Source organism: Pantoea sp. At-9b (assembly GCF_000175935.2).
Taxonomy (GTDB): Bacteria; Pseudomonadota; Gammaproteobacteria; order Enterobacterales; family Enterobacteriaceae; genus Pantoea.
The window spans coordinates 1,827,660-1,841,336 of record NC_014837.1 but is presented as its reverse complement, the minus strand read 5'-3'; the positions used below and the strand labels follow the sequence as shown (position 1 = coordinate 1,841,336).

Sequence of the window (13,677 nt, the reverse complement as noted above, 5' to 3'; positions counted from 1 at the left end):
GGATTATTTTGCTGCGTTCAACTCTGCCAGACTCAACCAGGTCTCTACCACGGTATCCGGGTTAAGCGACAGGCTGTCGATACCCTCTTCCATCAACCAGGCAGCAAAGTCCTGATGGTCGGACGGCCCCTGACCACAGATACCTACGTATTTCCCCTGTTTCTTCGCGGCCTGAATCGCCATCGACAGCAGCGCTTTCACGGCATCATTGCGCTCATCAAACAACGCCGAAACCACACCAGAGTCACGATCCAGCCCCAACGCCAGCTGTGTCATATCGTTGGAACCGATAGAGAAGCCATCGAAATGTTGCAGGAACTGGTCCGCCAGCAGCGCGTTTGATGGGATCTCACACATCATGATCACCTTCAGGCCATCCTCACCGCGTTTAAGTCCCTGTTTCGCCAGTTCTTCCACTACCGCTTCTGCCTGCGCCACGGTACGAACAAACGGGATCATGATTTCCACGTTGGTCAGCCCCATGTCATTACGCACCCGCTTCACGGCAGCACATTCCAACGCGAAACAGTCGCGGAAGCTGTCGGCAACATAACGACCTGCACCACGGAAACCGAGCATTGGGTTCTCTTCTTCCGGCTCATAGCGCTCGCCGCCCACCAGGTTGGCGTACTCGTTCGATTTGAAATCAGACAGACGCACGATGACACGCTTCGGTGCAAACGCGGCGCCGAGTGTGGCAATGCCTTCGGTCAGACGGGCAATATAGAACTCAACCGGATCGTCAAAACCTTTCATCATCTGACGAATTTCCTGTTGCAGTTCCGGTGTCTGCTGGTCAAATTCCAGCAGCGCCTTCGGGTGCACGCCGATCATCCGGTTAATGATGAATTCCAGCCGTGCCAGTCCAACGCCTTCATTCGGCAGGCAGGCAAAATCGAAAGCACGATCCGGGTTGCCAACGTTCATCATGATTTTCAGTGGCAGGTCCGGCAGGCTATCCACCTGAGAACTGGTGACTTCGAAATCCAGTAGATCATCATAAACGTAACCGGTGTCACCCTCGGCGCAGGAGACGGTAACTTTGTGACCGTCTTTCAGTCGTTCCGTGGCATCGCCGCAGCCGACCACCGCCGGGATGCCCAGCTCACGGGCGATGATCGCCGCGTGACAGGTGCGTCCACCCCGGTTAGTGACAATCGCGGAGGCCTTCTTCATGATCGGTTCCCAATCCGGGTCGGTCATGTCGGTCACCAATACGTCGCCCTTCTCGATACGGTTCATCTCACTGATGTCTTGGATCACCTTAACTTCACCAGCACCGATACGATGACCAATGGCGCGCCCTTCTACCACAATCTTGCCTTTGCCCTGCAAGTTGTAGCGCTCCATCACCTGACCATTGGAACGCACCGTTTCCGGGCGAGCCTGGACGATAAATAACTTGCCGGTGTGGCCATCTTTGGCCCATTCAATGTCCATCGGGCGTTTGTAATGTTGCTCGATCAACACCGCCTGTTTAGCCAACGCCTGCACCTCGTCATCACTCAGGCAGAAGCGGTCGCGGTCGGCTTCTGCCACATCTTCGATGCGCACCTGCTTACCGTGCTCATGAGAATCGGCGTAGACCATGCGCAGTTTTTTAGAACCCATATTGCGGCGCACAATCGCCGGGCGATTGGCTGCCAGCGTTGGTTTGTGGACGTAGAATTCATCCGGGTTCACGGCACCCTGAACCACCATTTCGCCAAGACCTAAGGCTGCGGTGATAAACACCACCTGATCAAAGCCGGATTCGGTATCAATGGTAAACATCACGCCAGAGGAGGCGAGGTCAGAACGCACCATGCGCTGGATACCCGCTGACAGTGCAACGCCGCGATGGTCATATCCCTGATGCACACGGTAGGAGATGGCGCGATCGTTAAACAGTGACGCATAAACGTGTTTCACCGCCACCATGACGGCATCAATGCCCTGCACATTCAGGAAGGTTTCCTGTTGCCCGGCAAAAGAGGCATCGGGCATATCTTCAGCCGTCGCCGAGGAACGTACCGCGAAAGAAGCCTCGGCATCATCAGCGGATAATTGCTGATAGGCATCATTGATCGCCGCTTCCAGTTCTGGCTGGAACGGCGTATCAACCACCCACTGGCGGATTAGCTTGCCGGCTTTCGCCAGCTCATCAACGTCATCAATATCAGTCTTATCCAGCAGATCATAGATACGCTGGTTCAGCCCGCTTTGATCGAGAAACTGATTAAAAGCATAAGATGTGGTCGCATAGCCATTGGGTACAGCCACACCCAGCGACGACAAATTGGTAATCATTTCACCCAGAGAAGCATTCTTGCCTCCCACCCGATCAACATCATGCATGCCAAGCTGGTTGTACCAGAGCACTAGCGGCTGTTCGCCTTTATTGGACATCGAGATTATCCTTTTAAATGATTGGGGCACATGGAACATTTTGCTATTCGCAAATACAGCCTGGCACAAGCGGAATATAAAGACTAAGTGTTGAATCGTTAAAGCAGCGAAAGAAATGAAAAATCGGATTAGTACCCGCAATTATTCAGGTTGCGCAACACCAGCCATTAGCGCTAACAGATTGCTTCCGCAATAAATTTCTCATTTTCAGAGGGTTAGCGCTTGCATTTTGTTGCGCAACAAAATACGACTTTATTTTGTGCGCGAAGCAAAATAAGCGAAAAAAGGATGATTTCCGAAACGCTATTTCATCTATATTGATGGTTAGATTAATGTCAGCACGGCCCTGATTCTTTGCTATATGGACATTTCATTTTATTATTTATAAAAATGAAATATTGGCAATGGTAATGTTGCACAAAGGTTATCAAGAGGAAGTTTTCATTATGAGCACCGAACGTAGCGTGTTTTACATCTCCGATGGCACCGCCATTACCGCTGAAGTCCTCGGCCATGCGGTGTTGTCACAATTCCCGGTCAACACCAATAGCGTTACCCTGCCATTCGTCGAAAATGTGCAGCGTGCTCAAGCGGTTAAAGCCCAGATTAATGCACTCTATCAACAGAGCGGTGTGCGTCCGCTGGTGTTCTTCTCCATCGTGACGCCCGATGTCCGGGAAATTATTCTGGAGAGCGAAGGTTTCTGTCAGGATATTGTCCAGGCGCTGGTTGGCCCGTTGCAGAGCGAATTAGGGGTGTCTTCCATGCCCGTCGCCCACCGTACTCATGGGCTGACGGCGAGTAATCTGGGTAAATACGATGCGCGCATCGCCGCGATTGATTATACCCTGGCTCACGATGACGGCATCTCACTGCGCGGCCTTGAGGACGCTCAGGTCATTCTGCTCGGCGTGTCACGTTGCGGTAAAACCCCCACCAGCCTGTATCTGGCGATGCAGTTTGGCGTCCGGGCCGCTAACTATCCTTTTATTGCCGATGATATGGATAACCTGAAACTGCCGCCAGCCCTGCGCGCCCATCAGCATAAGCTGTTTGGTCTGACCATCGACCCCGAGCGACTGGCCGCCATTCGTCAGGAGCGTGCGGAAAATACGCGTTATGCCTCGCTACGCCAGTGCCGCCTGGAGGTGGGTGAAGTTGAAGCCCTGTTCCGCACCCATCAGATTCGCTATCTCAACAGTACCAACTACTCGGTGGAAGAGATCGCCACCAAAATTCTCGACATTATGGGCCTGACGCGCCGCATGTATTGACCTGGCGTAGCGCGGCGGCAGGTGACCAATACGCGTTTGTAAAGCGCGGCTGCCGACTGGTGGAAATTCCTTTCGCTTTAGCCGGTTGAATTCGCAGGTCAATGGTTTATTGTGACTTTCATCACTTCCCGGTATTTCACCGTTGCGAAGAACAGATTTTCGAGAACCCTGATGAACAAAACTGATGAACTGCGTACCGCGCGCATCGGCAGCCTGATAATGCCCGCCGCGTTAGCACAACAGCACCCTATTTCGGCCGACATTGCCGCCACCGTGACCGCTGCGCGCCAGCGAATTGCCCGTATTCTCACCGGAGAAGATCGCCGCCTGTTGGTGATTATCGGCCCTTGCTCACTGCACGATCCCAAAGCCGCGCTGGAGTACGCACAGCGTCTGAATGTCCTGCGCGAACAGTACCAGGACAGGCTGGAAATCGTCATGCGCGCCTATTTTGAAAAACCACGTACCGTGATTGGCTGGAAAGGCTTGATCTCTGATCCGGATTTAGATGGCAGCTTTGATGTGAATCGTGGCATCGCTATTGCCCGCCAGTTGCTGATTGATATCAACGCGATCGGTATGCCGACCGCCACCGAATTCCTCGATATGGTGATCGGCCAGTTTATTGCTGATCTGATCAGCTGGGGTGCCATCGGCGCGCGCACCACTGAAAGCCAGATCCACCGTGAAATGGCGTCAGCGCTGTCTTGCCCGGTTGGTTTTAAAAATGGCACCGACGGCAACGTCCAGATCGCTGTGGATGCGATTCGTGCGTCGCGCGCCAGCCATATGTTCCTGTCCCCTGATAAGAACGGTCAGATGACCATCTATCAGACCAGTGGCAACCCGCATGGTCATGTCATTCTGCGTGGCGGCCGCCAGCCCAACTATCACGCGGATGACGTGGCAGCAGCAGCGGCGAATCTGCGTGATTTTAATCTGCCGGAACAGTTGGTCATTGATTTCAGCCACGCCAACTGCCAGAAACAGCATCGCCGTCAGCGTGATGTAGCAGAAGATGTGGCCGCGCAAATCCGCGCCGGTTCACGCGCGGTGGCTGGCGTGATGATTGAAAGCTTCCTACAGGAAGGCAATCAGAAAGTGGTCAGCGGCGAACCGCTGGTGTACGGCCAGTCAATTACCGATCCTTGCCTCGGCTGGGACGACAGTGCAGACGTGCTGGCACGCCTGGCGGCTGCCGTCGACAGCCGTTTCTGATTAGCTGGAGCAACTCACTTCCAGCGTTTTTCCCCACTCCGGTGGCCGTTGGCGCAACTCCGCGCTGACGGCCTCATCGCTAAACGGCTGCTGCAATGCCAGATGCAAGCGTTCCAGGGCAGCGGTTTCACCACGTTCAACCTCTTCAATCACCTGCTGAGCAAGATAGTTGCGCAACACCAAGGCCGGGTTGGCCGCTTTCATCACTTGCTGGCGTGTTTCATCACTGGCTTCATCCCGCAACAGACGCTGACGATAGCCGTCATACCAGCGGTCAAAAGCATCGCGATCGATAAATTCGTCCCGCAATGGCGAACGCGTCTGCTGCTGTTGCGTCTCACTGAGCAGACGGAATGTCAGGGTATAGTCGCTGTGCTCCTGGGTCATCAGTGCCAGCAATCCGGTAAGGATTTCGTTGTCATTGGCCTCCGGGGTGAGCAATCCGAGTTTGGCGCGCATTCTTTCTCCCCAGACGCGCATCAGCTCCGGTTCATAATGGCTCAGCGCCTGTTTCAATTGCTCGGTGCTCATTAAGCCGGACAACGCATGTGCCAGACGATTAAGATTCCATAAGCCGACCGCAGGCTGATTATCGAAAGCGTAGCGCCCCTGATAATCGCTGTGATTGCAGATAAAGTTGGGCTGATAATCGTCGAGGAAGCCGTAAGGGCCGTAGTCGATGGTCAGCCCCAGCAGCGACATATTATCGGTATTCATCACCCCGTGGGCGAACCCGACACTCTGCCACTGAGCGATTAAACTGGCGGTGCGCTTCACAATATCGGTGAACCACAGCAGATAGCGATCCGCCTCCTCCTGCAACATTGGCCAGTGATGGCGGATGGCATAATCGGCCAGCTGACGAACCTTGTCTGGCTCGCCACCATAGTAGAAATGCTCAAAATGACCAAAGCGCAGATGACTCTCAGCAATGCGCATCAGCATCGCGCCACGTTCCTGCGTCTCACGCAGCACAGGTTCCTCGCCCACCGCCAGGGATAGCGCACGCGTGGTGGGGATGCCCAGATGATGTAAGGCTTCCGAAGCGAGAAATTCACGCACCGTGGAGCGGATCACCGCGCGACCATCCCCCATGCGTGAATAGGGGGTCAGCCCTGCCCCTTTCAGGTGCCAGTCCAGCTTACGTCCGTCCGCCAGTTGCTGTTCACCCAGCAGAATGCCCCGCCCATCGCCCAATTGTCCGGCCCAGACGCCAAACTGGTGCCCGCTGTACACCTGTGCCAACGGTGCCATGCCCGGCAGCAACGCTTGCCCGAACCAGACACCATGGCCGTCCCCGCTGAACAGCGACGGGTCGAGCGCCATGGTCGTTGCCAGCGGCGCGTTGTGGTACAGCAGACGCCCTCCCTGCAACGGGGTTGGGGCCAGGGCGGTATAGAATCCCGGCAACTCACGCTGCCAGCTATTGGTAAACTGCATAGTCACTCCGCGAGGTGCATCGTTGCCGGGCACCGCGATTGGGTTGAAAATCAACGGATAGTGTAACGCTGACACTGCGGAGATAACAGATGAATGGATTACTGCTGCAACGGAGAATTAAGAGTCACGTCGGGATAAATCAGGTCATGCAAGCGTTCCGCTTTGACCACCGGAAACAGGCTACCCTGCAAATGTGCACCGCTAAGCGCCGTCACTTTCTCCAGCATCGCTGCATCATCAATGCCGCAAATAATAATCTGCGTGCTATCGCTGGTGAAATTGTCGATAAGCGTCTGAATAAAGGGTATAAAAGATGCACGTTTTGCCAGCGCCTGAATAAAGTTTTTGTCCATTTTCAGTACACTAAAAAGATTATCGTAAACCGCCGTCGCCGGTGCTTTACCTGCACCAAATTGCGAAAGTGATAAACGAAATTCACTTTTTAGCGCACTCAAAAGTGGATGTGATTTACCCTGCGATAATTGAGGGAAAGTCTCGCTGACATCCAATACAATAAACGGCAGTTGTTTAAATTTCCTTAACAGAAATTCACTTTCAAGCAGTGTCACTGCCATAGAATCATCAATACGAACCAACGCGGTAATTTGATTTAACTCAAAAAACTCGCGGTACTTTTCCAGTAATGTCAGCTGGCTCTGAAGCAAACGCAGTTGTTGAGCGTCGTCTAATTGCGGCAACAGCAAATCCTGCGGCAGCGTGATAGGCGCGCTGTCGTGGACAAATTGCGTAACCAGTTCAACCGCAGTTAACTGGCCCGCCAGAGAATAGGCTGGATAAAACCAGGTTTCCGACTGATAGTCGGCAGATAAATGAACTTTCATTTCAATAGCCAGAAGCAGTGGCGATTGGCGCATCGTATATCAATGAAAACGCTCAGGCAATAGGACCAAACGTTAGAAGAGAGATGCTTTTGTGCCTGATGGTGTCATTTTTAACGCTGAAATAATCCTTAAGCCAAATAACCAGGGTCTGATATCCATACGCTAAATTACATTAAGGTATTATTGTTAGTATTAAACCCGCCGCAGGTAAAGTGCCATTTTAAAGCAGAGCATTTTTAGGGGCAGAAAATTTAATTTAAGTACAGATATCCGCGCATCACTTTTAGCCAAAAGTGTTTTTTGGCTATCCTCGGCTAAATACGCCGTGCCTGCCAGAATACTTTTCGCCAGTAAACATTATCCAGCGACGATCGCATCACACCCTGACTGGTAGAGGCATGAATAAAGGTGTTATCGGTATCATAAATACCCACATGCAGACCATTTTCACCACTGCCGGTTTTAAAGAACACCAAATCGCCCGGTAATAGATCATCCTTATCAATCCGGGTACCGATATCGCTTTGCGCGTCGGTCGAGCGCGGTAGCTGAAGATCGAATCTATCGCGGAAGGTAAGATAGACAAAGCCGGAACAATCCACCCCACCACGACTCAGGCCGCCATAACGATAAGGGGTGCCATGCCAGTTATTGAGTTGATCATTGAGTTGGGCAATGACGGTGATGGAGTCGGACAGGCGACCATTGGGCGGGGGGGCATGGTGACTGCATCCTGCCAGCAGGAGTACCAGAATCAACATCATCAGCCGCATCAGAAAAATCCTTAAATCCGTTGCCCGAGCAACACTTTAGCGGCAAAACCTTATCTTGCGCAAGGCGTTGGCCTTCACGGCACCAGCAATAATGCGCCCTGAGGGGTTTCTATACGTTGAAACTGGATATTATAAAGCGGTGCCAATTGACTGACGGTCAGTACGCTATCAGCCGTGCCTTGCGCCACCAGCCTCGACTGATGCATCAGCCACACCCGATCAGCATGGCGCAGGCTGTGGTTAAGATCATGACCGCTGGCAACAATGGTGATACCGGCGGCACGCAACTGCGCCAGCAAGCCATCCACTGCCCGTTGCTGTGCCACATCCAGCGCACTCATCGGTTCATCAAGGAACAGCAATTTGCCACGCGCATTGATTGCCGGATGAATTTGCAGCACAACCGCGGCAAGGCGCACCCGCTGCCATTCGCCGCCGGAAAGTTGCAGCAGACTGCGCATCAGCTTGTCTTGCAGACCCAGCCTCTCCAGCACCTGCAATAACAGCAGGTCTGCCTCTGAGGTGACATGGAGCACATGCATACGCAGATAATGCCAGACTGGCATCTGTCCCGGGGGGGGCTGTTGTTGTGGTAACCAGCCACGCGTCTGCGCCAACGCGACGCCATTCCATTGTGCTAACGGCTGACCAGAGAGATGAATATCACCCGTTGCCGGCAGCAAACCGGCCAACACGTTGAGCAGCGTGCTTTTACCTGCGCCATTCGGCCCCACCAAATGCACCAGTTCACCAGCGCGCAGCTCAAGATCGACGGGGGCCAGCCGTCCTGTGACGCTGGCCCCGCGGCACTGCATTAACATGCCTTACGCCAGGGCCTGTTTAATACGGGCAACCAAGGTGGCATCGTCCGGCGTCATATCCGGCGCGAAACGCGCAACCACTTCACCTTGCTTATTGATCAGGAATTTTTCGAAATTCCACAGGATATCGCCCGGTGCTTTCGGCGCACGGCCTTTGCTCACCATACGCTCATAAAAACCGCTGCCTTCCGGACGCAGCGCTTCCGGCTGGGCCGCCACCAGGGCGCTGTACAGTGCGTGGCGCGCCGGACCATTCACATCGGTCTTTTCAAACATGGGGAACGTGACGCCGTAGGTGGTGCTACAGAAGGTTTTGATCTCTTCGCTGCTACCCGGCTCTTGCTCCAGAAACTGATTACACGGAAAACCAAGGACGCTGAAGCCTTGTGACTGCCACGCCTTTTGCAGCGCTTCCAGTTGCTCGTATTGCGGCGTGAGGCCACATTTTGAGGCGACATTCACCACCAGCAGCACCTTACCCTGCCACTGTTCCAGGGTGGTTTTTTCACCGTCAAGCGTAACCAGTTCTGTTTGATAAATGCTCATTGTCGATTCCTGTTGTTGATGCCAAGAGAGCCAGCCATAGCTAGCGCGAGGATTTTACTAATAACACGATAAACAGTGGCGCACCGAGCGTGGCAGTCACCACGCCGATGGGCAGCTCAGCCGAGGTCAGAACCAGCCGGGCGATAATGTCCGCCGCCAACAATACCACGGCTCCTGCCAGCGCGGCTGCCGGGAGCAGATAGCGATGATCGCTGAAACCACTGAGGCGTAACAGATGCGGGATAACCAACCCGACAAAGCCTATGGCACCGGCCATCGCCACGCTGACGCCCACCAACCAACCCATGGTCAGCACCAGCAGGTTGCGCCACAGCAGCATTGGCAGGCCCAACTGACGCGCTGAAGTCTCCCCCAAGGCCAACAGGTTGAGGACCCGTGCCGTCGCAATCAGGGCCAGGATGGCCGGGATCAGCGCCAACATCATCCAGCCATAGCGCCAGTCGATGCCGCTAAACCCACCCATCATCCAGTACATCAGTTGGCGTAGATCGAGGCTGGTGCTGAAGTACACCGCCCAGGTCATTATCGCACTGCAAATAATCCCCAATGCAACACCTGTCAGCAGCAAGCGGCTGACCGACAGATGACGATGGGCGAAGTGCAGCAGGATCAGGGTGATCAATAGCGCCCCAGCCATTGCCGCCAGCGCGAGGCTCCACAAGGAACCGTTGCCGAGCATCACGCCCAGCACCAGGCCAATACCCGCGCCATTAGATACGCCGAGCAAGCCTGGTTCGGCCAGCGGATTGTTGAACAGCGCCTGCATCACCACGCCGCAAACGGCCAACGCCGCCCCCACCAGCAGTACTGCGAGAGTACGCGGCAGACGTAATTGCCAGACGAACAGGTCACCCTCGCCTGAGAACCAGTGCAGCGGTGAAATCCAGCTATCACCGGCACACAGGCTTACCACCATCAGGATAATCAGTAACGCGCCCAGAGCAATAAGCCAGCGCTGGCTGCGGCGGTCTGCCTGGCGGGCAAGCTGATCCAGCAGAGTCATAAATAAGATTGGCTGAGAAAACAGAGATTTGATTGTAGTGGGATTACAGCAAAAAGAAAGGTCATTGACGGCGTCAGGATGACACCGTCAATGAGGAATTAATTACGCGGAGGGATCGGTTGGCCGTTGTGGTTATCACGTTTGTCGTGATTCTGCTGCGGCTGGTTGTTGTGCTGTGGCGGGCGCTTCTGCGGTTCTTTGTTACCCGGATGCTGTGTCTGCCAGCCATTACCGTTCCAGTAACCGTGCGGACCTTTCATCCCCACACGCTGGTTGTGATGCTGTTTCCACCATGAAGGTGAACGCCAGTCGTAACCATCCCAGAAGTAACCGCGTTTATCCTGATCACCAATATGAATCGATACGCCCGGTGTGTTGATGTTTACGGAAACATTCGCACTGGCGAGCAGCGGCATGCCTAACAGGATGCTTAATAAAAGTGCTGTCTTTTTCATCAGCTTAACCTCTTGTTTTGTGTTGGCGCTGTTATAACAAAAGCGCAGAAGAGGTCACTATCAGCAAGTGCCGATTTTCATGCTATTTTCCGCATACTTACGCAATCCTTACATTGTGGAAAAAGCATGGAGAATGGCGTTTTTCTCACCAAAATAAAAAAGGCCGCTAAGCGGCCTTTTTGTTGTACTGAAATTAGTCAGCATCCTTGGGTGTCGCATTCTCGACGCGGCTTTTCAACTTCTGACCGGGACGGAAGGTCACCACCCGACGGGCAGTGATCGGAATATCTTCCCCGGTTTTTGGGTTTCTGCCCGGACGCTGGTTTTTGTCACGCAGATCAAAATTACCAAATCCGGACAGTTTAACCTGTTCTCCGTTTTCCAACGCGCGGCGAACCTCTTCAAAAAATAGCTCGACCAACTCTTTGGCGTCGCGTTTGCTCAGCCCGAGCTTTTCAAACAGGTACTCTGACATTTCAGCTTTTGTAAGCGCCATAGGTTCAATCCCTCAAGGTTGCCTGGAATCGCTCTTTTAATGCCGCAACACATTTGGCAACGGTCGCGGCAATCTCCTCTTCTTCGAGTGTCCGGCTGGTATCCTGCAAAATCAGGCTAATCGCAAGGCTCTTTTCACCTTCGTTTACGCCCTTACCACGGTACACGTCAAACAAGTTTACGCCAACTACCTGATTTACGCCAACTTTCTTACACTCCGCGATGATATCTGCTGCGGGCACGTTTTCAGCCACTACCACAGCGATATCACGACGGTTCGCCGGGAAGCGAGAAATCTCGCGCGCATCAGGCAGGACGCGGTCTGCGACCTTATTCCAAAGCAGTTCAAACACTAAGGTGCGGCCGTTGAGATCCAGCTTACGTTCCAGCTCCGGATGAACCACCCCGATAAATCCGATTCGTTCGTCGTGTAAATAAATTGCTGCACTTTGTCCCGGATGGAGCGCTGGATTTGCTTCGGCACGGAAAGAAATCGCATCCAGTTTGCCGGTTAAATCCAGCAGCGACTCTAAATCGCCTTTTAAATCATAGAAGTCAACCGTCTGACGCGCCAGATCCCAATGCTCTTCATTGCGATTACCGCTCAATACGCCCGCCAGCATAAGATCCTGACGGATACCGAGATCGGCCTGAGTATCAGGTACAAAGCGCAAACCGCTCTCAAACAGGCGTACACGGCTCTGCTGACGGTTCTGGTTGTACACCACCGCCCCCAGTAAACCGGTCCATAATGACAGGCGCATCGCCGACATATCGCTGGAAATCGGGCTGGGCAGAATCAGCGCTTCTTCGCCCGGATGCAGCAGTTGCTGGACTTTCGGGTCGACGAAACTGTAGGTAATCGCTTCCTGATAGCCTTTATCCACCAGCAGTGTTTTGGCGCGTTTCAGCGACAAATCGGCTTCGCGATGCTGCGTCATCACCAGGCTGGCCTTGACCGGGACATCCGGGATGTTGTTGTAGCCGTAAATACGCGCCACTTCCTCAACCAGATCTTCTTCAATAGCCATGTCGAAACGCCAGCTCGGCGCGATGGCCGTCCACTCACCGGCGCTCACCGTGACTTCACAACCCAGACGCGTCAGGATATCGGTCACCTGGTCATCCGCAATCACATGACCGATCAGACGGTCCAGTTTTTCGCGACGCAGACGGATGGTGGCACGCGGCGGTAATGCCGCGGCGTCAGTCTGATCGATAACCGGACCGGCTGCGCCACCACAGATGTCCAGCAGCAGCTGGGTTGCACGTTCAATCGCTTTGTATTGCAGTGCCGGATCAACACCGCGCTCGTAACGATGTGATGCATCGGTGTGCAGACCCTGGCGGCGGGCACGACCGGTAATTGCCAGTGGGTCGAAGTACGCGCATTCGAACAGAATGTTTTGCGTCGCATCATTCACACCAGAATGTTCGCCACCGAAGATGCCGCCCATCGCCAGCGCTTTGTGATGATCGGCAATCACCAGCGTATCGCTGCTGAGTTTTGCCTCACTACCGTCCAGCAACGTCAGGCTTTCACCCTCTTTCGCCATGCGTACCACGATGCCGCCATCGATACGATCGAGGTCAAAGGCATGCATCGGCTGCCCCAGCTCCAGCAACACGTAGTTGGTGATATCCACCACCGGATCGATAGAGCGGATACCGCAGCGGCGCAGTTTTTCACGCATCCACAGCGGGGTTGCCGCTTTGACGTTAACGCCTTTCACGACACGGCCAAGATAGCGCGGGCAGGCAGCGGTGGCGTCAACGCGAATCGGGAAAGTATCGCTAATGGTGGCTTTAACCGGCTCGATAACCGGCGCAGTCAGCGGCAGGCCGTTCAGCACCGCCACATCACGCGCGATACCGATGATGCCGAGGCAGTCAGCACGGTTCGGCGTCACGCTGATTTCGATGGTGTTATCGTCCAGCTTCAGGTATTCGCGAATATCGGTGCCGATGGGCGCATCAGCGGGCAATTCAATAATGCCGCTGTGATCGTCGGAAATACCCAGCTCAGAGAAGGAACACAGCATGCCTTCAGACGGTTCACCGCGCAGCTTGGCCGCTTTAATCTTAAAATCACCCGGCAGTACCGCGCCCACGGTTGCGACCGCAACTTTCAGGCCCTGACGGCAGTTCGGTGCACCACAGACGATATCCAGCAGACGATCGCCGCCGACATTGATTTTGGTGACACGCAGTTTGTCCGCGTTAGGATGTTGGCCGCACTCCACCACTTCACCCACGACAACACCGTTAAAAGCACCGGCAACAGCATCAACGCCGTCGACTTCCAGACCGGCCATAGTGATTTGCTCAGACAGCGCGGCGCTGTCCAGGGCTGGATTTACCCATTCGCGTAACCAGAGTTCACTGAATTTCATTGGATAAC

At 54.1% G+C, this 13,677-nt stretch carries 12 protein-coding genes; 2 read left to right on the top strand and 10 right to left on the bottom strand.

The window, feature by feature from the left end:
- Window positions 1-3: 3 nt before the first annotated feature.
- Window positions 4-2,388 carry a phosphoenolpyruvate synthase gene (gene ppsA / locus PAT9B_RS08425; RefSeq protein WP_013508834.1) on the bottom strand — a complete coding sequence of 795 codons (2,385 nt, stop codon included), beginning with the start codon at window positions 2,386-2,388 and terminating at the stop codon, window positions 4-6.
- A 446-nt stretch (window positions 2,389-2,834) separates the two neighbouring features.
- On the opposite strand from ppsA, the gene PAT9B_RS08420 reads away from it, so the two are divergent.
- Together PAT9B_RS08420 and PAT9B_RS08415 are read left to right on the top strand one after the other, a co-directional pair.
- The gene (locus PAT9B_RS08420) at window positions 2,835-3,662 is read left to right on the top strand and encodes a pyruvate, water dikinase regulatory protein (RefSeq protein ID WP_013508833.1); all 828 of its coding nucleotides are present in this window, start codon (window positions 2,835-2,837) and stop codon (window positions 3,660-3,662) included.
- A 171-nt stretch (window positions 3,663-3,833) separates the two neighbouring features.
- Window positions 3,834-4,880, top strand: coding sequence for a 3-deoxy-7-phosphoheptulonate synthase (locus tag PAT9B_RS08415; RefSeq protein WP_013508832.1), 1,047 nt, complete (start codon window positions 3,834-3,836; stop codon window positions 4,878-4,880).
- Here the strand turns inward: PAT9B_RS08415 and PAT9B_RS08410 are convergent, their stop codons facing one another.
- The 9 genes from PAT9B_RS08410 to pheT all read right to left on the bottom strand — a co-directional run bounded on the left by PAT9B_RS08410 (window position 4,881) and on the right by pheT (window position 13,669).
- Window positions 4,881-6,320 (bottom strand): protein adenylyltransferase SelO, encoded by a 1,440-nt coding sequence (locus tag PAT9B_RS08410; protein ID WP_013508831.1) that lies wholly within the window; start codon window positions 6,318-6,320, stop codon window positions 4,881-4,883.
- Window positions 6,321-6,418: 98 nt separating this feature from the next.
- Window positions 6,419-7,162: an EAL domain-containing protein gene (locus tag PAT9B_RS08405; RefSeq protein WP_041525932.1), complete on the bottom strand. Its 744-nt coding sequence runs from the start codon at window positions 7,160-7,162 to the stop codon at window positions 6,419-6,421.
- A gap of 314 nt (window positions 7,163-7,476) precedes the next feature.
- Window positions 7,477-7,935 carry an NlpC/P60 family protein gene (locus PAT9B_RS08400; protein WP_013508829.1) on the bottom strand — a complete coding sequence of 153 codons (459 nt, stop codon included), beginning with the start codon at window positions 7,933-7,935 and terminating at the stop codon, window positions 7,477-7,479.
- 74 nt (window positions 7,936-8,009) lie between these two features.
- On the bottom strand, window positions 8,010-8,756 hold the full coding sequence (gene btuD / locus PAT9B_RS08395) for a vitamin B12 ABC transporter ATP-binding protein BtuD (RefSeq protein WP_041525770.1): 747 nt from the start codon (window positions 8,754-8,756) through the stop codon (window positions 8,010-8,012).
- Between the two features lie 3 nt (window positions 8,757-8,759).
- Window positions 8,760-9,302, bottom strand: coding sequence for a glutathione peroxidase (locus tag PAT9B_RS08390; RefSeq protein ID WP_013508827.1), 543 nt, complete (start codon window positions 9,300-9,302; stop codon window positions 8,760-8,762).
- Between the two features lie 40 nt (window positions 9,303-9,342).
- A complete protein-coding gene (gene btuC / locus PAT9B_RS08385) occupies window positions 9,343-10,326 on the bottom strand; it encodes a vitamin B12 ABC transporter permease BtuC (RefSeq protein ID WP_013508826.1) in 984 nt (327 codons plus the stop codon).
- A 98-nt stretch (window positions 10,327-10,424) separates the two neighbouring features.
- A complete protein-coding gene (locus tag PAT9B_RS08380; RefSeq protein WP_013508825.1) occupies window positions 10,425-10,781 on the bottom strand; it encodes a DUF2502 domain-containing protein in 357 nt (118 codons plus the stop codon).
- Window positions 10,782-10,974: 193 nt separating this feature from the next.
- Window positions 10,975-11,277: an integration host factor subunit alpha gene (ihfA, locus tag PAT9B_RS08375; protein ID WP_007892687.1), complete on the bottom strand. Its 303-nt coding sequence runs from the start codon at window positions 11,275-11,277 to the stop codon at window positions 10,975-10,977.
- 4 nt (window positions 11,278-11,281) lie between these two features.
- Complete coding sequence (gene pheT / locus PAT9B_RS08370) at window positions 11,282-13,669, bottom strand: phenylalanine--tRNA ligase subunit beta (RefSeq protein WP_013508824.1); 2,388 nt, start codon at window positions 13,667-13,669, stop codon at window positions 11,282-11,284.
- Between the last annotated feature and the right edge of the window lie 8 nt (window positions 13,670-13,677).